Here is a 20,032-nt window from a genome sequence, read left to right on the forward strand (position 1 = left end):
ATGAATAAAACGAAAGCTTTGCTAAATAACATTACTTTTCAATTCAATATTTCTAAACAGCTGCTGGAATATCATCTCACTTCTCTGGGACAGGAAGAATATAGGTGGTGCTCTCCGAATGCCGGGCTCTATCTTAAAGAGAAGAATGGAAAATGGGTTGCTGATTTACCTGAATCAGAAAATTATCATATTGGAACTCCCAGTATTGCCTGGACTTTATGGCATATCACGTTCTGGTGGGAAATGGTGTTGGATCATTCTTTCGGGGAAGGAACACTGACCAAAGAAGAAATTAAGGTTCATGAAGATGTTGCATCCGTAAAGACAGCTATTCATTCCCTGATTGTAAAATGGGAAGAAATTTTGGCCAATTTAAAAGAAGAGGAACTATACAGCAAAGCATATACTGCATTTCCATTTAACAATGAAGTAGCATTCCATCATTTAGCTTCATGGCTTAATCTGGAATTAATGAAGAATGCTGCTGAAATAGGTTATGTCCGTTTTGAATATGCCTCTGCTGAGAAATAAGCTTATTATGGAGGAGAGCTCCGAGGTAAAGCTCTCTCCCTCAATAGCCTTCAAATGAATCAAAGTGAGCTAAAAATTTAATTAACCTCTGCTCTATTAAATAATTTAACATTATCAATATCCGGGAGCTTACGTAAAACTGTACTGCATAACCAAAGAATGCTGAAGACGATCATGGAAATACCACAAATCAAAACCGGAATTTCCGGTGTTAATGCTTCTCCCAAAAAGCCGCCAATCAACGCCCCCACCGGCATTCCCAGTGATGCTGCACTTGTTAACAGCGTAATAACCCTTCCTATGAATGCTGTTTCTACCTGCTTCTGAATGGATGAAAAGATAAGGATATTTAGTACTCCAATCGATATGGCACCAATACCGAATAAAATCATGGATGCTATTATTGGCAGGGTGGCTGTTCCTATCCACATGATTCCTGTGCCAATAAATAAGAATATAATTAATTTTCCGAAATCAAAATGTTTGAGTTTTGGAGTAATCATTGTACCTATCATGACTCCAATGGACATAGAAGCAAGATAAAATCCATACATAGCTTCTGTTCCGTTCCCTTTTATAAGCGTAAATGCAGGTAAATTTGTTGTCATGATGATCATAGCTATATTTACGAAGACAATTGAAAATATCATTTTAGGAACTAAAGATTTTCTAATATAATTAAAGCCTGCTTTCAGATCTAAAAAATAAACATGAACTGCAGAACCAATTGACTGAGATGTCCCACTAGAATTAACGGGCTTCCCAAAATTAAAAAATGCATAGGAGAGACTTACTAGTAACAGGCATATAGCGGTAATCGAAATAGCCGGAACTGTACCAATAAATGTTATGATAATACCTGCTCCTGCAATGAAAGCAATGTCCATCGCTTCACGAATCGTTTGTAAATAGGCGTTTGCTTCTACGATATTATCTTTTCCAACAATAATGGGTAATATGGTCGATTCAATGGGATACGTATATTGTGTAATTAAAGCAGTGATAAATAGCAGACTAATGACGTACCAAATATTTAATCCAATGGTGTAGTGTAATAAAGGTATCGTAAATAAAATAATTGCTTTGATAAGGTTACTATATACCAGACCATTTTTATATTTAGTATAGTTAGCTAACGGGGCAATTAAAAAAGACAATACGCCGGCTGAGGTTATCGCGAAAAACGCAAATCCAGAATAGAGAACGCTGCCACTAATATTTAAAACAAGCAGCATTCCTGCAACGGAGTATATACCATTTCCTAATCCATTAATAAAAACACCGGTCATCAATATTAAATAATTTCTTTCCAATACAAATGGCTTTATTCTTTTCATTCCTCTTCCCCCTCATTAAATTCTTTGATAAGAAATTCTACAGAATAAGATGACTGCTCTTCGCTATCCTTTTCTTTATATGATAAATGACCGTATTTAAAGAAAAGGTCCTGCAGCTCTTCTCCCAACTGATCTACAAGTTTTTTAGACAGATATATATTAGTACTTCCACTATTTACATGCCCGGCCGGAGATATTTGCTCCGGATTTTTAAACAATACTGCTTTTGCTCTATAAAACTTCTCAACAATTCCTTTTTCTGTCCGAACACTTTCTACTTCTAAAATATCGTGCTTAACAAGCTGCTGAATATGATAATAAATCGTCCCGGGATTCTTCCCCATTAAATCTGCTGCTTGTTTCGGTGTCATCGCCTGTTCAAAAAGCAAGGCGATTAACCTTGATCTTAACGGGTTAGAGATTACTTTCTGCTGTTCCCAATTTATTTGCATCCTTTTATCCTTATGAAATTCATTCCAGTCCATTGCTATCACCTTCCATTTTAATATTTATATTTATAAATCAATTTGGAAATCCAAATCATATATTTGTATTCATCATACGATTTGGATTTCCAAATGTCAATGTTTTTTTTCTGACTTTTTAAAAATTAATACGTAAATACATACTTATTTTATCAACGTTGGTTAGGAACTACTTTAATAATCAGTGGCTTTTCTGATCCAGGAAGGAATTAAAAGAAGTTGATATTGATAGTCAGCTTAAGTATGGGAGAAAATTTAGCAATTGTTATACTTTTACAGAATCGTACAGGTGTTATACTTGAATACATACAGATGTTCCATAACAAAATGGTAAAAAAGAAAGGATGCTGAAAATGCCAATCACCTCGGAAAGACTATTATTTCGCCGATATCATGATGACGATTTTAACTTTCTCATGTCTTTATTATCAGATGCTGAAGTAGTAAGATTTATAGGGGATGGAAAGACAAGGGATGAAAACGAAGGAAAAAACTTTTTAAAGTGGATATATAGCAGCTATGAATCGGGAGAAAATTTAGGGCTAAGGCTTTTAGTACATAAAGCAGATAATACACTGGTTGGACACGCAGGCATCGTTCCGCAAACCATTGACGGTAGAGAGGAAATGGAGATAGGCTATTGGATTTCCCGTAAGCATTGGGGTAAAGGCTACGCAACAGAAGCTGCCAAAACATTATTACACTTTGGCAGCGAACAACTGGGTATACAAAGTTTTATTTCCCTGATTCAGCCGAATAATCTTTCTTCACAACATGTAGCAAAAAAGATTGGGATGGCGTTTGATAAAGAAATTTTGTTAGGCGGGCAGAGAGTATATTTATATTCCATTGACACGTCGCGATAAGATTCTGATCTCTCTATTTTCATTTCAAAGTTAACCCTATTGATGCAATAACAGGCGTGTTTGAGCTTCTTTTAATGTATCTGACCATAGCTTTATATATTTCTCCTGCACCGGAAAATCTTTTACTTCCAGCCAGTTTTTTATTTCTCTGGACGCTATTAGTATTACATCTCTGTACAGCTCCATCCGATCCCGGCAGCTATCTAATTTATCAAATTGGGATAAACGCTGCAGAGGAGATCCCGAAAATAACATAAATAGTGCTGTATCATACGAATCCGGACGCAAACCAGCCCATTCCCAATCAATGATATAATATAGTTCTCCTTTTTTTATTATATTTGGCGGAATAAGGTCGCCATGGCTGAAAACAAGCTTTACATTTTGATTTAATGTTCCGATTAACCGTTCTGTATTTTGTCTTGTTTTTGTATCTAATTTTTTATAAATGACTTGAAAGTATTTCTCGAGCTTGCTATCCCTGTTTAAAACATTAATATCTTCAGGATATTCCTTTAGCTTTCCAATCTTTTTAATCTCCTTCAGAATATCTTTTGAATCGATGTTCTGTTGTATTGTAAAATCATTCCTGCTTGCACCCAGTGCACTTCCCGTAATTCTTTCCAAAATGAGTAAGACGTACCTTTCATTCTGAAAATAATCCACTAGTTTAGGCGTATGTAGAATATCGGAACATAGAAACTTATAAATCTTTATTTCATTTAATAATGAACTGTGGAACTCCTTTTCTTTAGCTGTGCCAACCTTTATAAAATATTTATCTGTTAAAAGGAATGCACGCTGCCTGCTTTTTAGCTTGTTTTCTAAATCCTTTATCTCCTGTTTATTTATATAAGAATGTATTTTAGGTATATCAGATAATTTATTAGATATATTCATTTTATATCCTTTCTGCCAATGACCTGATTTTATCACGTATTTATACAAGCATTTATTAATAGATACTTCTTAAAATAATCTATTGGCCTTGATGAACCATCCGTAATATCACTTGTAAAAACAGCTGTTAATTTATAGTCCGGGACCACAAAGATATATTGTCCATTTTTACCAAGAGCAAAAAATGTTTCCGGTATTGGAGACTCTTGATCCTCCCCTGTTAAAACCCACCAGTGATATCCATAGGAAAATGTATTATCCATTTTAAAAATGGCAGCAGTGGAGTCCTCAACCCAGTCACTTGGAACGATTTGTTTGGAATTCCATTGGCCCTTGTTCATATACAATACCCCTATTTTTAATAAGTCCTCCGTTTTCATGTTTAATCCAAAGCCGCCAATTGCTATTCCCTGAGAGTCAGAATTCCATTTATACGCTGTTATACCCAGCGGCAAAAATAAATACTTTTGCGCAAAGGTTACAGTATCTAGTCCAGTTGCTTTTTGTAAGATGGCACTTAATAATTGGGAAGATCCGCAGCTGTATTCTCTCTCTTTCCCCGGCTTATATTCAACCGGCTGACTGAGTACAAATTCAACCCAATTTTTCGTCGGTATCATTACGGCATTTCCTGGCCAATGTAATCCTGAAGTCATTGTTAATAAATGCCTGATCGTAATTTCATCACTAATTGATTCCTTCCTGTATTCTGGAAAGTATGTTGCAATCGGCGTATTCACATGCGGTATATAACCTTTATCTATTGCAATACCGACTAAAGCAGATAAGATACTTTTTGTAACAGAATATATCTTATGCTGCCTCACCTTCATTTTTTTATTTCGATAATATTCAAAAATCAGTTTGTCATCATGCTGGATGAGACAGCTGTCAATTTTATCTTTCATTACTTCTTTTTCAAAGTTCTTCATCCATTTTTCGCTCATATTGTCCCCCTAAAAACTGGCATTCATTTAGTATAAGTCCATCCAATATCTTTTCTCTTCCTTTATAATTTCAAAGCTAAGAGATCTATAAAACGAAACTTTATGCAGCCGGAGTTTTACAGCGCTTTTCCGTGATAAATAATATCTGAATGGTAATTAATCCCATGATAATACCATTGAATTGCAGCTGCTTTATCTCCATCCTGATAGTTTCTAATTATATAACTGCTTTTCAGAACCTGCTCCCCACAAATATATTAGTTTTATGGTTTATTTCCACAAAACCTTATAATTGTTTACTCGACATCACATCTACTGTTTTAAAATAATTTATAATTTCCGTATTATTTTTAAAAAGAATGAGCTTATAATTATAAGGTCTTAACATTTTAAAAATTTCTTGCTTACTTTCATGTTCAAAAACAGTATTATAGTTATATAGATTTTTTAAAATTCTTAATGTCGGCTTATAGTTTGACCCTTCTAAGCCTAACTTCTGTCTAATAAACCTTTTGATGATTCTAAATCTCCTAATCGATAATTTAGTATCTAAAAACATAATAATATCAGCATTTTGAAGACATGGAGCAATCCACTTATGATGGACTCCTTCAATAATCCACTTATCAGAATTAACGATAGTTTCTAAGGTTTCATCTCTTTCTGCCTGGGATCTTTTAATATCTCCTGTATCCAATCTTTCCCAAACAACATTATCCAATTCATAATAGGGAATTTGTAGTTGAATAGAGGGCCTCTTGGCCATAGTCGTTTTCCCGCTTCCAATTGAACCTATAATATGTATTTTTTCCGGAAGCTTTTGATTCATTTATTCACCCCAAACTATCCATCTGTTTTAATTCTATATACACGCAGATCTTATAATTACATACTAACATAATACTTCATGCTTTCATTGCGAATTTTTGAAATTATAATAATTTGAGTACATTGCAGAAAACGCACAGATAATGAACCAAATTACCGGAATTATATATGTGACTTAAATGTGCTCATAAAAAAACGGGCGTACTTCTGCCCGGTTTTTTCCCCCTATTTCAATGACTGTATCGCTTCTTTAACAGGTGTCTCTCCCCCTCCACCTACTGCACGAAATCTTTTGCCGATGATTGTATCATTTTCCAAGCTGATTTAGATTACTTTCGCAATATCTTCCCAGGGGTATTTCTCTTCGTTTCACATTGTCCAACTACTAAGATGTTCAAAACACGCACTCTTCTGTTTTGACTTTTCTCTTTTTATTGCAAAAATTCCTGCTATTTTCTACAGATTTCAACATTTGAATGTCAGAATATGCGCTTTCCCGGGAAATATTTCAAAGCAGGAACAGAAATATTACTGTTCATTTATGATTAAAATGCTGCTAATGATTCCTTTCACCGCGGAGCTTTAAGAAATCATGTTAATAATATTTCTTTTCTTGGAAATATACTTTGCAGCTGCTTTATCCTATTTTTTAATTTCTGATCATTCTTCTTTAATAAAATAACTTTTGTCCATTTGAAAGGATTTAATACACCCTTGTATTCTCTGTTATGAAAGAACGATTTTCTTTTATATCATGAAACACCCAACCCCATATCATTTGAATCATCTTTACGCTGTTTCTGAATAAACCAAATACCAAGTAAGAAAACCAGACCAATAAGGCTGATTACAATATTTGGAATAATCAGCATTAACCCCGCAGCAAACAATATAAGACGTTCCCAATAATATGAATGACGTATAAAGAAACCTATCGTTGAACTACTTACTGCCGCCATACCAACTAAAGCTGTAATAATAGCTAAGATAATGCTGACTAGTGTTACATCCACCATAACAAGAATCGGGTTATAAACCAGTATATATGGAACAATAAAGGCAGCAATCGCCAGCTTTACCGCAGTCATCCCAGATTGAAATGGATTTGCTCTTGCTATACCGGCGCCGGCATAAGCTGCCAAGCAGACAGGCGGAGTGATATCGGCAACAATCCCAAAATAAAACACAAACATATGTGCAGCAATTGGCGCCACCCCAAACTCATTAATCAAAATTGGAGCTGCTACAGTAGCCGTAACAACATAATTTGCTGTTGTCGGAAGCCCCATTCCTAAAATGATACATGCAATCATTGTAAAAAAGAGAGCAAAAAATAAAACGCCCCCAGACAAAGCAATTACTCCAGCTGCAAACTTCGAGCCAAGACCAGTAATACTAACAGCACCAGCAATAACACCTGCTGTACCTACTGCCGCAATTACAGGTAAAGCCACACGGGCACCTTGTTCAAGCACATATAGTATTTTTCTGAAACCCATTCTTGTATCTTTTCTTAACAAACTAATAATAAAAGCAGCAACAATCCCCATTAAAGCAGCACGTTGGGGTGTAAATCCAATCATGATAGTACCAATAATCACAAATATTGGTGCTATCATATAACCGTCTCGTACAATTAATTTTTTGAAGCTGGGAAGATCTGCTTTTGGCAACCCGATAACCCCAAATTTTTTTGCTTCAAAGTGCGTACCAATAAATATACCACTAAAATATAAAAGAGCCGGAATGACCGCTGCCAGCATAATCGTACCATAGGAAACTCCAATATATTCCATCATTATAAATGCAGCCGCACCCATAATCGGGGGCATAATTTGTCCTCCAGTTGAAGCAGTCGCTTCTGTTGCAGCAGCAAATTCCGGTTTAAATCCTGAGCGTTTCATCATTGGTATCGTAAATGATCCTGAAGCAACCGTGTTACCAACCGAACTTCCGGATACCATCCCCTGTAAGGCACTTGCAACTACAGCAGTTTTAGCAGTACCTCCTGTAAATCTTCCTGTTATTGCCAAAGCTAAATCATTAAAAAACTGCCCTATTTTCGTATGAACGAGAAGTACCCCAAAGAATAAAAACAGAAATATAAATTTGGCAGAAATCTGAATAGGTGTTCCAAAAACACCACTTTCCTGATACCAAAGATTCGTAGCTATCTGATTTGCCGAAAAACCAGGATGAGACAGGATTTTCCCCGGAATGAAATTTCCAAAATAAGTATACAAAATAGCTACACTCGCTACAATAACTATAGGCAACCCAACAGTTCTTCTTGTAGCTTCCAGGAGTAATAATATCCCTAAAATCGATATAAAAATATCAGTCGTTGCATATCCGGAAATCCTGCTTTGAAGAATCGAATCGAAAAATATTATTTTATGATAAGTCACATACATAGCAGTAAATGCAAATATGACATCATACCAAGGAACGGTTGTTTGCTTTTTTTGTAACCCTTTCTTTACTGGAAATAGCAGAAATATAATCCCCAAAGCAGTGCCTAAGTGAATTGCTCCTTGCTGTTGAGTTGGTAACGTTCCAAAATAGGCAGTGTATAAATGAAAAAGGGTCAAGGAAATCCCAAGGAATGTAACAACCCAAGCCCACTTTCCGATTTTCTTTCTATATGTACTTTCCCTGTCATATTTTTCAAGAATGTCATTAGCATTTTCTTTTTTTGGCATTTAGTCTCCCCCTTTGTTCATTTGTATAATTATCATTCTTCAATTACTCTTTAAAATCATAGATTAAGAAAACTCACGGTAATTACTCTAAATTGGGGAGGAATAATCTTTGTCCTCCCCTGATATGACGTAAATTTCAATTACACAAATTCACTCGACCATCACTCAATAGCTCTACTTCGCTATTTCTTCAAATCCTTCAATACCGCTATCCTCAAGGGTAACGATTTGAACAACTTCCGGATAAATATGACCAATAAAGGCAGCATTTGTCACTTCATTATCTTCAAAGTCTCCGTCTCCATTTATTGCATCTTGTGCCGGTACATGTACAGTCATACCTAAATCCATATTTCCATCACGGATGCTGACAAGATTTTCTATAGAGGCGCCGGTTTCTGTATTAGTTACGCTTATACCATCAATAGTATTATTCCAAATTGTTGCCATTTCTCCTCCAAGCGGATAATATGTTCCACCTTGACTACCTGTTCCTAAAATAAAATCACTTTTCTCTTCATTAACATTTAATTCAGCAACTGGGTTATCCACTGTTAACCCCTGCTCTTCATAATAACGTTTTGCTCCCGGATGAATCGGTAAGCCTTCTGAACCCGATAATGCATTTTCAAGTATCATATGTTCCGATTGCGCATGCGTATTATCTTCTGCATTTTCAATCATGCTTTTTGCTAATTCATAACCCATTTCTTCATCAATCGTATCCGTATTTCCCATTAAAACAGCATAAGCAGTTACTGTTTCCACATCCTCTTCAAGGAAATCATACGTTTCTGCAGGGATAGTATATCTTAAATACCCACTATTTTCTTCCATATAATTAATTGCATCCTCTGTTAAACTGATCATCTTTACATTCCCTGCAGAAGCTTGTAAACTTTCAATACTACCTGCAGGAACTCCTAGAATACCAACGGAAATATCAATATTTCCATCCTGCACCATGTCTGCTGCATCACCAAAGCCTTCTTGATACTCACTATAGTCATCTTCAGTGATTCCATATGCTTCAAATATCAACTTGGAAACTGAATTTGTTTCACTTGCTGGAGGGCCAATTGCAATACTTGTATCTCCACCTCCACAAGCTGCGAGCAACAATACTCCAGACATCACGATAAACAAAATTATTTTCTTCATTTCTCTCTCCCCTTTTATTATTTTTATGAAATCAGTCATGAATTCCCCATGATTTGATTATTTCCGAATATATTTCCCATATGTTATTCTCTGTCTATAAACATAAATGGTACATGCAGTTACATTTTGTATATAATAAACTTGATATAATCATATTAGATAACCTATTTTGATTAATGTCGAACCATGAAACCGCTATCATTATATAAGAGGAAAAATAAATGACATGTAAAGGCACTTCCATTTTTGTTCTCCTGCACATCATGCGGGTTTTACTAGAGTTATTGCAATCGCCATTAGTTTTGGCTCACGAACCATTATTTTTTGTATTTAAAACAGTATAAAATAAAATCTTTTAAAAAAAGAGAAAAAATTACATTTCTTAAAATATATTGAATATTAATTTGATAAGACTTATTACGAACTGAATGTCATTATCAACAATTCTACAGTCATTTACATCAAAGATAATTTTCAAACTCTTACTCATAGTAACTGAACTTTCCTTGCTCTATAATTATTAATAAAATACATACTTTATTCCAGAAATAATTTAATTTCCGGAATTCCTTTAGTAGTTGGGGATGCTGTTTATGAAACTGTCCGGTATGATTATCATTTTTAAAGTTCCAGATAATCCTAATAATTTTTTGACGGAAATAATATGATTTTAGTTCAAGTTTTTTTATATTTCTGCGTTCTTTCGCAATCATCCCGTTTAAAGTAGAGAGCGATCCTGTATATCCTTGTTCATACAATGTTGTACTTGTTGCATTCTTTCCCGTCTCCTCTTTTCGTTTACATTCGACGGACCGCACCCTCGAGAGCTGGACTTTTTGGAACATCTTCCTTAGAAAACGGCTGTTCCAGATTAGAAGGCTGCTATTTCACAGGTATAACACGAGTAATTATATTCTTTATTACCTCCAAAAGTTGATGAAGAATATGCCCTCGTTCATTTCTTTGAATGATAGACGAAGGTGCTTCTGTAACGGCCTTTGCATACGGTATAGAAGAAAAGCAAGTTAACAAAAGACACAAGCGACATGAGAAAGGTGATTCTTGTACCAAATTTGTCCCCAAGAAAAAAAGACCTATGCACATCTTGTCACATAGATCTTTAACAGGTTAGAAAAAACGAGGCGTGAGTCAGTTCACTCGAACCTCTTATTATTTCACCGACTGTATCGCTTCTTCAACAGATGTCTCTCCACCTACTGCCCGAAATCTTTTGCCGATGGTTGTATCATTTTTCAAGCTGGTATAAATCACTTTCGCAATATCTTCCCGGGATACTTCTCCCCGTTCCACATTAGCTCCAAGATTGACCTGATTCGTACCAGGTTCATTCGTTAATAATCCCGGATGAATAATGGTATAGTCTAAATTGGTATTTAATAGCCACTCATCTGCATAGTGTTTCGCTACGACATAAGGCGCAAACGATTCGGGAGCAGATTGAATAGCTTCGCGGCTGGTATCAAAAGAGCTGATCATGATAAAGCGTTTGACATTCGCTTTTTCTGTTGCTTGAATGGTTTTCACAGCGGCGTCCAAGTCAATCATCAGGGTTTTATCTTTTCCTGTTTTAGGACCAGAGCCAGCTGTAAACACAACCGCATCAACTCCTTTTGCCGCTTCAGCAATTGCGTCGACTTCATCCTCCAAATCAACTACGGCAGTTTCAGCACCTATACCTTTAAAATAATCCGCTTGTTCCTGCTTGCGAATAAGTGCACGTGCCTGATCACCATTTTCTTGAATCAATTTGACCAGATGCTTTCCTATTTGTCCGTTTGCTCCAACTACTAAGATATTCAAAACACTCACCCTTTCCTTTTGACTTCTCTCTTTTTATTGTAAAGGTTTTGGGTAGAGTTGTTAAATAATAGGATTGTGTTAGAATGCTCTGAGGGTATGCCTAGCCATGTTATTCGTTAATTTATTAGTTAGACATGGTAAAGGCATCTATTGTTCTAAATAAAATTGTCAATCTTTCTTTTTTACAAGAACAGAAAGTTTATTTCTGAGGTTTAATATATTCCCATACTATCAATACTATTCCAAGTATTAATGAGATTACAGTAAAGATCATTAATCCACTTGGAATGTAAGTGAGATAAAGTGAATACTCTTCTTGACTCCACTCTCCTGAGTTAATCATTAATATGGAACCGCTTATATATCTAGTTGCATAAAAAATTGCAGATATTAATAATAATAAACTTCCAATTAAAGACTTATCCATAATTTTAATTTCTCCTTTTCACTTATAAAACTATCAGAATTTAACAACACGATATTGACGTTCAACCCACTGTTTAGGGTAAACATATTTTGTAGCATATGATTTACCTTTTGAATCATATCTTTGGTCTTGCCTTACTTTATATTTTTTATAAACATGCCTATACTCTAAACGATAATTTCCACTTTTATAAGAATAGCTTGTGTAGCCTACAGTTTTATTATATGTTGTACTTATATTAAAACCTACTAAAGCGTCAACAGCAGATTTACTGGCTTTTAGTTGACCGGTATAGCTAGTGCTAACACTCTTTGAATGAGACGCAGATAAACTGTGTCTCCACTCGTAGTAGATGCTCCTGCATACTGCCAACTGCCATAAGTAAGCCCTTGATATGTTTTACTAGTGGCAAACCATCTTTTGGAGCGAGCAAATGGTGTAATTTCGTTTTCATATTGATCATCATGTAAATCCGAAATATTATCAGTAAAAGATATCTCCACTCCAATCGCTTCTTCTTCTCTAGCGGGAATTATTTCAGTATAAAATCAACTATTTCTTCCCCTTCTTCAAGACCTTCACTAAAATATTCACTTGTTTCATCATTAACACCTAGTTCTGACATCTACTCCTCTACATCTTGCCATTCACTTGAAGATTGATTATCAATACTGAATGCACTAGTTTCGCTGGAATTAATAAGGCTTATAGAAGATAATACTACAAATAACCCGACATATAAAGCAAACTTTTTCATCTTTTGTTGCACCTCCCAGTAATTTTTCAAAAATTATGGATATTTTGTTGATATTATCATTTCATAATTATACCGATATTATTTTTCTATTTTTTAAAATTTTCTGTAAAATAATAATGAATTTTAATCATTCAGACACAATAAATCATATAAGCCTAAATTGCAATAGTAAATGCAACACTTTATCTGAAACCACTATATAGGGCTGGAATGGCATTCAGCCAATTCTCGACTTGTGTAATGTACGTATTCGAATAGATGTTCATCGTGCTTTCTTTTTTGATAAATCTTCTGATGAGCCCATTATGTCGCTCGTTTGTTCCTCTTCCTCAAGAGGAGTATGAATGGGCAAAATACGTATCTATATCGTTTTCTTTTCCTCATTCAGCCAGCTCACTGAATTTGGATCCATTGTCTACTGTACTTTTGCTTTTGAATGTATTTCGAAGCTCTGGAGCGCCCTCGAATAAGCTATCTAAAGCCTTTGTTACTTCCGATGCTTGTTTTCCTTTTATTTTCCTAATGATTTCATGACGTGTTGCCCGTTCTGTCAACGTGAGCAACGCCTCCTCTTTGGACCGTTGACCAACAACTGTATCAATCTCCCAATGGCCTATCTCTTCTCTTGTATCAACGGATTTCGGACGCTCATCGATGCTTTTTCCGAGCAGCTTTTTATGTTTTCGATTCGTTTTCTTTTTGGTGGAACGACGAAGCTTTAGCTCTAAGTCTATATTTCTAAACTTAAGTAATCCGGCATCAATGCGGCTGCTTTTTCTATCTTTGGTTCGGACACACATTTTCCCATGATAACTCCGCAAAATAAAAAATGCTTACAAACGTTGTTATATCAACGCTTATAAGCATATCGAAAATTTCTTAAATCATCCTAAATTAACTCACTGATACCGGTGGTCGGGGTCGAACCGACACTCCTTACGGAACACGATTTTGAGTCGTGCGCGTCTGCCAATTCCGCCACACCGGCATGTTTTGGAGGCGGTAACCGGATTTGAACCGGTGATAAAGGTTTTGCAGACCTCTGCCTTACCACTTGGCTATACCGCCATCTCTTCTAGAGCGGAAGACGGGATTCGAACCCGCGACCCCCACCTTGGCAAGGTGGTGTTCTACCACTGAACTACTTCCGCAAAATGGCTGGGCCACTAGGATTCGAACCTAGGGTACACGGGATCAAAACCCGATGCCTTACCGCTTGGCTATGGCCCAAAGATTCATTATTAATGTATGTATTAAATATAAAAGGGGCGACCGGTGGGGATCGAACCCACGCGTGCCGGAGCCACAATCCGGTGCGTTAACCACTTCGCCACGGCCGCCATATTGGCAGGGGTAGTAGGAATCGAACCCACATCAAAGGTTTTGGAGACCTTCGTTTTACCATTAAACTATACCCCTATAATATTTTATAAATGGTGGAGGGAGTAGGACTCGAACCTACGAACCCGATGGGAGCGGATTTACAGTCCGCCGCGTTTGGCCAACTTCGCTATCCCTCCACTATTACTTTTAAAAAGTGGTGGCTCGGGACGGAATCGAACCGCCGACACAAGGATTTTCAGTCCTCTGCTCTACCGACTGAGCTACCAAGCCATGAACTATTTTAAAAGTTTAAATGGCGGTCCGGACGGGACTCGAACCCGCGACCTCCTGCGTGACAGGCAGGCATTCTAACCAACTGAACTACCGGACCATTTTGGTTGCGGGGGTAGGATTTGAACCTACGACCTTTGGGTTATGAGCCCAACGAGCTGCCAGACTGCTCCACCCCGCGATATAATTTTATGAAACTTACATGGTGGAGGATGCAGGGCTCGAACCTGCGACCCCCTGCTTGTAAGGCAGGTGCTCTCCCAGCTGAGCTAATCCTCCGAAGTACAATTTGGTGACCCGTACGGGATTCGAACCCGTGTTACCGCCGTGAAAGGGCGGTGTCTTAACCGCTTGACCAACGGGCCGTGTAAAAGTTTAAATGGCGGAGAGCGAGGGATTCGAACCCTCGAAGCCGCGATAGCGGCTTACACGATTTCCAATCGTGCTCCTTCGGCCTCTCGGACAGCTCTCCATATGGCTCCACAGGTAGGATTCGAACCTACGACCGATCGGTTAACAGCCGATTGCTCTACCACTGAGCTACTGTGGAATAATCCATAATATTAAAGAAAGAAGTAATTCGCTTGTCCTTAAGGACTTAATAAGAGAATAACTCTCGCCTGGCGACGTCCTACTCTCGCAGGGGGAAGCCCCCAACTACCATCGGCGCTGAAGAACTTAACTTCTGTGTTCGGCATGGGAACAGGTGTGACCTCTTCGCTATCGTTACCAGACAAGGTTGTAAAAATCAGTAACAATCAATATTATAATCGTTTTTGAGAAAAAATCAAGTACTAATTTTAAAAATATGTATGATTTTATACCTCAAAAACTAAATAAGAGTAACGTGACATGAAAAAACTTAGATAAGTCCTCAATCGATTAGTATCCGTCAGCTGCACGTGTCGCCACGCTTCCACCTCGGACCTATCAACCTCATCGTCTCTGAGGGATTTTACTCACTTTAAGTGATGGGAAGTTTCATCTTGAGGGGGGCTTCATGCTTAGATGCTTTCAGCACTTATCCTTACCACACGTAGCTACCCAGCTATGCTCCTGGCGGAACAACTGGTACACCAGCGGTGTGTCCATCCCGGTCCTCTCGTACTAAGGACAGCTCCTCTCAAACTTCCAACGCCCACGACGGATAGGGACCGAACTGTCTCACGACGTTCTGAACCCAGCTCGCGTACCGCTTTAATGGGCGAACAGCCCAACCCTTGGGACCGACTACAGCCCCAGGATGCGATGAGCCGACATCGAGGTGCCAAACCTCCCCGTCGATGTGAACTCTTGGGGGAGATAAGCCTGTTATCCCCGGGGTAGCTTTTATCCGTTGAGCGATGGCCCTTCCATGCGGAACCACCGGATCACTAAGCCCGACTTTCGTCCCTGCTCGACTTGTAGGTCTCGCAGTCAAGCTCCCTTCTGCCTTTACACTCTGCGAATGATTTCCAACCATTCTGAGGGAACCTTTGGGCGCCTCCGTTACCTTTTAGGAGGCGACCGCCCCAGTCAAACTGCCCGCCTGACACTGTCTCCGAACCGGATAACGGTCCTGGGTTAGAATGGTCATACAGTTAGGGTGGTATCCCACGGATGCCTCCACGTAAGCTGGCGCTCACGTTTCAAAGGCTCCCACCTATCCTGTACAAACTGCACAAACATTCCATATCAGGCTACAGTAAAGCTCCACGGGGTCTTTCCGTCCTGTCGCGGGTAATGCGCATCTTCACGCATAGTATAATTTCACCGGGTCTCTCGTTGAGACAGTGCCCAAGTCGTTGCACCTTTCGTGCGGGTCGGAACTTACCCGACAAGGAATTTCGCTACCTTAGGACCGTTATAGTTACGGCCGCCGTTTACTGGGGCTTCGGTTCAAAGCTTCGCTCCGAAGAGCTAACTCTTCCCCTTAACCTTCCAGCACCGGGCAGGTGTCAGCCCCTATACTTCGCCTTTCGGCTTCGCAGAGACCTGTGTTTTTGCTAAACAGTCGCTTGGGCCTATTCACTGCGGCTCACTCACAAGTGAGCACCCCTTCTCCCGAAGTTACGGGGTCATTTTGCCGAGTTCCTTAACGAGAGTTCTCCCGCTCACCTTAGGATTCTCTCCTCGCCTACCTGTGTCGGTTTGCGGTACGGGCACCTATGATCTAACTAGAGGCTTTTCTTGGCAGTGTGAAATCAGGAACTTCGGTACTCTATTTCCCTCCCCGTCACAGCTCAGAAACATGTCAGACGGATTTGCCTATCTGACTTCCTCGCATGCTTGGACGCACATCCATCGGTGCGCACTCCTTATCCTCCTGCGTCCCCCCATTGCTCAAACAATCATGAGGTGGTACAGGAATATCAACCTGTTGTCCATCGCCTACGCCTATCGGCCTCGGCTTAGGTCCCGACTAACCCTGAGAGGACGAGCCTTCCTCAGGAAACCTTAGGCATTCGGTGAAAGAGATTCTCACTCTTTTTTCGCTACTCATACCGGCATTCTCACTTCAAAGCGCTCCACCAGTCCTCACGGTCTGACTTCACAGCACTTTGAACGCTCTCCTACCATTGTTCGTAAGAACAATCCGCAGCTTCGGTGATACGTTTAGCCCCGGTACATTTTCGGCGCAGCGTCACTCGACCAGTGAGCTATTACGCACTCTTTCAATGATGGCTGCTTCTAAGCCAACATCCTGGTTGTCTGTGCAACGCCACATCCTTTTCCACTTAACGTATACTTTGGGACCTTAGCTGGCGGTCTGGGCTGTTTCCCTTTCGACTATGAACCTTATCACCCATAGTCTGACTCCCAAGTTAAAGTAACTGGCATTCGGAGTTTGACTGAATTCGGTAACCCGGTAGGGGCCCCTAGTCCAATCAGTGCTCTACCTCCAGTACTCATGATCTTGAGGCTAGCCCTAAAGCTATTTCGGAGAGAACCAGCTATCTCTGTGTTCGATTGGAATTTCACCGCTACCCACACCTCATCCCCGCATTTTTCAACATACGTGGGTTCGGGCCTCCAGTCAGTGTTACCTGACCTTCACCCTGGACATGGGTAGATCACACAGTTTCGGGTCTACGACCGCATACTCCTTCGCCCTATTCAGACTCGCTTTCGCTACGGCTCCGTGTCTTCCACTTAACCTTGCATACAATCGTAACTCGCCGGTCCATTCTACAAAAGGTACGCCGTCACCCATTAACGGGCTTCGACTACTTGTAGGCACACGGTTTCAGGTTCTATTTCACTCCCCTCCCGGGGTGCTTTTCACCTTTCCCTCACGGTACTGGTTCACTATCGGTCACTAGGGAGTATTTAGCCTTGGGAGATGGTCCTCCCGGATTCCGACGGAATTTCACGTGTTCCGCCGTACTCAGGATACACTCCGGAGAAAACGCTTTTTCGATTACAGGGCTGTTACCTTCTATGGCTGACCTTTCCAAGTCGATTCATCTAAAGCATTTTTTTGTAACTCCAATGGAATGTCCTACAACCCCAAGAAGCAAGCTTCTTGGTTTGGGCTCTTTCCGTTTCGCTCGCCGCTACTTGGGAAATCGATGTTTCTTTCTCTTCCTCCAGGTACTGAGATGTTTCAGTTCCCCGGGTATGCCTCATCTACCCTATGTATTCAGATAGATGTCCTGTTCCATTACGAACAGTGGGTTCCCCCATTCGGAAATCCTCGGATAATAATGTTTACTTACAACTCCCCGAGGCATATCGGTGTTAGTCCCGTCCTTCATCGGCTCCTAGTGCCAAGGCATCCACCGTGCGCCCTTATTCACTTAACTAAAGTTTTTGAATAAGCTCGTTGATTACAACATGTAATCATTTGTGTCGCTATATTATAGCTTCTTTGCCTTATTTCTAAAGTTTGATGTCGTTGTTACTCTTATTTAGTTTTCAAGGTACAAATAGAGAGAATTACTCTCTCAAAACTGAACCAAACAAACCAGTACAAATTCCGTTAATTATCCTTAGAAAGGAGGTGATCCAGCCGCACCTTCCGATACGGCTACCTTGTTACGACTTCACCCCAATCATTCGTCCCACCTTCGGCGGCTGGCTCCAAAAGGTTACCTCACCGACTTCGGGTGTTACGAACTCTCGTGGTGTGACGGGCGGTGTGTACAAGACCCGGGAACGTATTCACCGCGGCATGCTGATCCGCGATTACTAGCGATTCCGGCTTCATGTAGGCGAGTTGCAGCCTACAATCCGAACTGAGAACGGTTTTATGGGATTTGCTTCACCTCGCGGATTCGCTTCCCTTTGTTCCGTCCATTGTAGCACGTGTGTAGCCCAGGTCATAAGGGGCATGATGATTTGACGTCATCCCCACCTTCCTCCGGTTTGTCACCGGCAGTCACCTTAGAGTGCCCAACTAAATGCTGGCAACTAAGATTAAGGGTTGCGCTCGTTGCGGGACTTAACCCAACATCTCACGACACGAGCTGACGACAACCATGCACCACCTGTCACTTTGTCCCCGAAGGGAAAACTCTATCTCTAGAGCGGTCAAAGGATGTCAAGACCTGGTAAGGTTCTTCGCGTTGCTTCGAATTAAACCACATGCTCCACCGCTTGTGCGGGTCCCCGTCAATTCTTTTGAGTTTCAGCCTTGCGGCCGTACTCCCCAGGCGGAGTGCTTAATGCGTTAACTTCAGCACTAAGGGGCGGAAACCCCCTAACACCTAGCACTCATCGTTTACGGCGTGGACTACCAGGGTATCTAATCCTGTTCGCTCCCCACGCTTTCGCTCCTCAGCGTCAGTTACAGACCAGAGAGTCGCCTTCGCCACTGGTGTTCCTCCACATCTCTACGCATTTCACCGCTACACGTGGAATTCCACTCTCCTCTTCTGCACTCAAGTCCTCCAGTTTCCAATGCACGTTTGCAGTTGAGCTGCAAGATTTCACATCAGACTTAAAGAACCGCCTGCGAGCGCTTTACGCCCAATAATTCCGGACAACGCTTGCCACCTACGTATTACCGCGGCTGCTGGCACGTAGTTAGCCGTGGCTTTCTGGTCGGGTACCGTCAAGGTACGATCAGTTACTATCGTACTTGTTCTTCCCCGACAACAGAGTTTTACGATCCGAAAACCTTCATCACTCACGCGGCGTTGCTCCGTCAGACTTTCGTCCATTGCGGAAGATTCCCTACTGCTGCCTCCCGTAGGAGTCTGGGCCGTGTCTCAGTCCCAGTGTGGCCGATCACCCTCTCAGGTCGGCTACGCATCGTCGCCTTGGTGAGCCCTTACCCCACCAACTAGCTAATGCGCCGCAGGCCCATCTGTAAGTGACAGCAAAAGCCGCCTTTTAACTTATCATCAGGTGATGTTAAGTATTATCCGGTATTAGCTCGCGTTTCCGCGAGTTATCCCAGTCTTACAGGCAGGTTGCCTACGTGTTACTCACCCGTCCGCCGCTCGTTCCACGAACGTCCCTCCGAAGAGTTCTGTTCGCTTCCCGCGCTCGACTTGCATGTATTAGGCACGCCGCCAGCGTTCGTCCTGAGCCAAGATCAAACTCTCCATAAAAGTGTTTGAATACTTTAGCTTTCAGAAGTCTACTTCTGACTTAAATGTTTAAGAAAAACGAGGTTGTTTTTCTTCTTTCGTACTGGTTGTTTTGTTCAGTTTTCAAAGAGCAATTTGTT

The 20,032-nt window shown here is 40.2% G+C and carries 14 protein-coding genes, 14 tRNA genes and 3 rRNA genes; 2 read left to right on the forward strand and 29 right to left on the reverse strand.

The window, feature by feature from the left end; genetic code table 11:
* On the forward strand, nucleotides 1-531 hold the full coding sequence (locus BN986_RS18520) for a DinB family protein (RefSeq protein WP_040982878.1): 531 nt from the start codon (nucleotides 1-3) through the stop codon (nucleotides 529-531).
* 77 nt (nucleotides 532-608) lie between these two features.
* Here the strand turns inward: BN986_RS18520 and BN986_RS18525 are convergent, their stop codons facing one another.
* On the reverse strand, nucleotides 609-1,868 hold the full coding sequence (locus tag BN986_RS18525; protein WP_040982880.1) for an MFS transporter: 1,260 nt from the start codon (nucleotides 1,866-1,868) through the stop codon (nucleotides 609-611).
* On the reverse strand, nucleotides 1,865-2,353 hold the full coding sequence (locus BN986_RS18530; RefSeq protein WP_040982882.1) for an ArsR/SmtB family transcription factor: 489 nt from the start codon (nucleotides 2,351-2,353) through the stop codon (nucleotides 1,865-1,867). The genes BN986_RS18525 and BN986_RS18530 overlap by 4 nt, the downstream gene beginning before the upstream one ends.
* Nucleotides 2,354-2,706: 353 nt before the next feature.
* Between BN986_RS18530 and BN986_RS18535 the strand changes: the two genes are divergently transcribed.
* Entirely contained in the window at nucleotides 2,707-3,219 is a 513-nt protein-coding gene (locus BN986_RS18535; protein WP_040982884.1) for a GNAT family N-acetyltransferase, read from the forward strand.
* Between the two features lie 36 nt (nucleotides 3,220-3,255).
* On the opposite strand, the gene BN986_RS18540 is transcribed toward BN986_RS18535, so the two are convergent.
* From BN986_RS18540 to BN986_RS18670, 27 genes are all read right to left on the reverse strand, one after another.
* The gene (locus BN986_RS18540) at nucleotides 3,256-4,119 is read right to left on the reverse strand and encodes a phosphotransferase (RefSeq protein ID WP_040982886.1); all 864 of its coding nucleotides are present in this window, start codon (nucleotides 4,117-4,119) and stop codon (nucleotides 3,256-3,258) included.
* A gap of 32 nt (nucleotides 4,120-4,151) precedes the next feature.
* Entirely contained in the window at nucleotides 4,152-5,066 is a 915-nt protein-coding gene (locus tag BN986_RS18545) for a serine hydrolase domain-containing protein (RefSeq protein WP_081922262.1), read from the reverse strand.
* A 286-nt stretch (nucleotides 5,067-5,352) separates the two neighbouring features.
* Nucleotides 5,353-5,895, reverse strand: a complete 543-nt coding sequence (locus BN986_RS18550; protein ID WP_040982888.1) for a P-loop NTPase family protein — start codon at nucleotides 5,893-5,895, stop codon at nucleotides 5,353-5,355.
* Nucleotides 5,896-6,646: 751 nt separating this feature from the next.
* Entirely contained in the window at nucleotides 6,647-8,596 is a 1,950-nt protein-coding gene (locus BN986_RS18555; protein WP_040982890.1) for a TRAP transporter permease, read from the reverse strand.
* A gap of 174 nt (nucleotides 8,597-8,770) precedes the next feature.
* A complete protein-coding gene (locus tag BN986_RS18560; RefSeq protein WP_040982892.1) occupies nucleotides 8,771-9,757 on the reverse strand; it encodes a TAXI family TRAP transporter solute-binding subunit in 987 nt (328 codons plus the stop codon).
* Nucleotides 9,758-10,927: 1,170 nt separating this feature from the next.
* Nucleotides 10,928-11,578 (reverse strand): SDR family oxidoreductase, encoded by a 651-nt coding sequence (locus tag BN986_RS18570; protein WP_040982896.1) that lies wholly within the window; start codon nucleotides 11,576-11,578, stop codon nucleotides 10,928-10,930.
* 199 nt (nucleotides 11,579-11,777) lie between these two features.
* Nucleotides 11,778-12,005: a hypothetical protein gene (locus BN986_RS18575; protein WP_040982898.1), complete on the reverse strand. Its 228-nt coding sequence runs from the start codon at nucleotides 12,003-12,005 to the stop codon at nucleotides 11,778-11,780.
* 278 nt (nucleotides 12,006-12,283) lie between these two features.
* Nucleotides 12,284-12,508 carry a hypothetical protein gene (locus BN986_RS18580; protein WP_040982900.1) on the reverse strand — a complete coding sequence of 75 codons (225 nt, stop codon included), beginning with the start codon at nucleotides 12,506-12,508 and terminating at the stop codon, nucleotides 12,284-12,286.
* A 122-nt stretch (nucleotides 12,509-12,630) separates the two neighbouring features.
* Nucleotides 12,631-12,774: a hypothetical protein gene (locus BN986_RS27145; RefSeq protein WP_211198903.1), complete on the reverse strand. Its 144-nt coding sequence runs from the start codon at nucleotides 12,772-12,774 to the stop codon at nucleotides 12,631-12,633.
* A gap of 368 nt (nucleotides 12,775-13,142) precedes the next feature.
* Nucleotides 13,143-13,562 carry an IS30 family transposase gene (locus BN986_RS18585; RefSeq protein ID WP_052400916.1) on the reverse strand — a complete coding sequence of 140 codons (420 nt, stop codon included), beginning with the start codon at nucleotides 13,560-13,562 and terminating at the stop codon, nucleotides 13,143-13,145.
* Between the two features lie 106 nt (nucleotides 13,563-13,668).
* Nucleotides 13,669-13,750: transfer RNA gene (locus BN986_RS18590), tRNA-Leu, on the reverse strand.
* Between the two features lie 6 nt (nucleotides 13,751-13,756).
* A tRNA-Cys gene (locus BN986_RS18595) sits at nucleotides 13,757-13,830 on the reverse strand.
* An 11-nt stretch (nucleotides 13,831-13,841) separates the two neighbouring features.
* Nucleotides 13,842-13,913: transfer RNA gene (locus BN986_RS18600), tRNA-Gly, on the reverse strand.
* A 4-nt stretch (nucleotides 13,914-13,917) separates the two neighbouring features.
* Nucleotides 13,918-13,992 (reverse strand) — tRNA-Gln (locus BN986_RS18605).
* A 37-nt stretch (nucleotides 13,993-14,029) separates the two neighbouring features.
* A tRNA-His gene (locus BN986_RS18610) sits at nucleotides 14,030-14,102 on the reverse strand.
* Between the two features lie 5 nt (nucleotides 14,103-14,107).
* Nucleotides 14,108-14,181, reverse strand: a tRNA-Trp gene (locus BN986_RS18615).
* Between the two features lie 15 nt (nucleotides 14,182-14,196).
* Nucleotides 14,197-14,282 (reverse strand) — tRNA-Tyr (locus BN986_RS18620).
* Nucleotides 14,283-14,300: 18 nt separating this feature from the next.
* A tRNA-Phe gene (locus BN986_RS18625) sits at nucleotides 14,301-14,376 on the reverse strand.
* A 23-nt stretch (nucleotides 14,377-14,399) separates the two neighbouring features.
* Nucleotides 14,400-14,476, reverse strand: a tRNA-Asp gene (locus BN986_RS18630).
* A gap of 4 nt (nucleotides 14,477-14,480) precedes the next feature.
* A tRNA-Met gene (locus BN986_RS18635) sits at nucleotides 14,481-14,557 on the reverse strand.
* A 22-nt stretch (nucleotides 14,558-14,579) separates the two neighbouring features.
* Nucleotides 14,580-14,655 (reverse strand) — tRNA-Val (locus tag BN986_RS18640).
* 11 nt (nucleotides 14,656-14,666) lie between these two features.
* Nucleotides 14,667-14,741: transfer RNA gene (locus tag BN986_RS18645), tRNA-Glu, on the reverse strand.
* A gap of 15 nt (nucleotides 14,742-14,756) precedes the next feature.
* A tRNA-Ser gene (locus BN986_RS18650) sits at nucleotides 14,757-14,848 on the reverse strand.
* Between the two features lie 3 nt (nucleotides 14,849-14,851).
* Nucleotides 14,852-14,926: transfer RNA gene (locus BN986_RS18655), tRNA-Asn, on the reverse strand.
* A gap of 68 nt (nucleotides 14,927-14,994) precedes the next feature.
* Nucleotides 14,995-15,110: ribosomal RNA gene (gene rrf / locus BN986_RS18660) — 5S ribosomal RNA — on the reverse strand.
* A gap of 128 nt (nucleotides 15,111-15,238) precedes the next feature.
* Nucleotides 15,239-18,161 (reverse strand): 23S ribosomal RNA (locus tag BN986_RS18665).
* Between the two features lie 190 nt (nucleotides 18,162-18,351).
* Nucleotides 18,352-19,913: ribosomal RNA gene (locus BN986_RS18670) — 16S ribosomal RNA — on the reverse strand.
* Together the 16S, 23S and 5S rRNA genes with 14 tRNA genes alongside form the textbook arrangement of a ribosomal RNA operon.
* Nucleotides 19,914-20,032: the final 119 nt, after the last annotated feature.

The sequence above is a fragment of the Oceanobacillus jeddahensis genome (assembly GCF_000750635.1).
GTDB classification, from domain to species: domain Bacteria; phylum Bacillota; class Bacilli; order Bacillales; family Amphibacillaceae; genus Oceanobacillus; species Oceanobacillus jeddahense.

Excerpts from the sequence above, each read along its gene's own strand:
- BN986_RS18575 (WP_040982898.1), bottom strand. The coding sequence starts at position 12,005 with ATGGATAAGTCTTTAATTGGAAGTTTATTATTATTAATATCTGCAATT.
- BN986_RS18530 (WP_040982882.1), bottom strand. The coding sequence starts at position 2,353 with ATGGACTGGAATGAATTTCATAAGGATAAAAGGATGCAAATAAATTGG.
- BN986_RS18555 (WP_040982890.1), bottom strand. The coding sequence starts at position 8,596 with ATGCCAAAAAAAGAAAATGCTAATGACATTCTTGAAAAATATGACAGG.
- BN986_RS18540 (WP_040982886.1), bottom strand. The coding sequence starts at position 4,119 with ATGAATATATCTAATAAATTATCTGATATACCTAAAATACATTCTTAT.
- BN986_RS18525 (WP_040982880.1), bottom strand. The coding sequence starts at position 1,868 with ATGAAAAGAATAAAGCCATTTGTATTGGAAAGAAATTATTTAATATTG.
- BN986_RS18520 (WP_040982878.1), top strand. The coding sequence starts at position 1 with ATGAATAAAACGAAAGCTTTGCTAAATAACATTACTTTTCAATTCAAT.
- BN986_RS18545 (WP_081922262.1), bottom strand. The coding sequence starts at position 5,066 with ATGAGCGAAAAATGGATGAAGAACTTTGAAAAAGAAGTAATGAAAGAT.
- BN986_RS18535 (WP_040982884.1), top strand. The coding sequence starts at position 2,707 with ATGCCAATCACCTCGGAAAGACTATTATTTCGCCGATATCATGATGAC.
- BN986_RS18550 (WP_040982888.1), bottom strand. The coding sequence starts at position 5,895 with ATGAATCAAAAGCTTCCGGAAAAAATACATATTATAGGTTCAATTGGA.
- BN986_RS18585 (WP_052400916.1), bottom strand. The coding sequence starts at position 13,562 with ATGTGTGTCCGAACCAAAGATAGAAAAAGCAGCCGCATTGATGCCGGA.
- BN986_RS18560 (WP_040982892.1), bottom strand. The coding sequence starts at position 9,757 with ATGAAGAAAATAATTTTGTTTATCGTGATGTCTGGAGTATTGTTGCTC.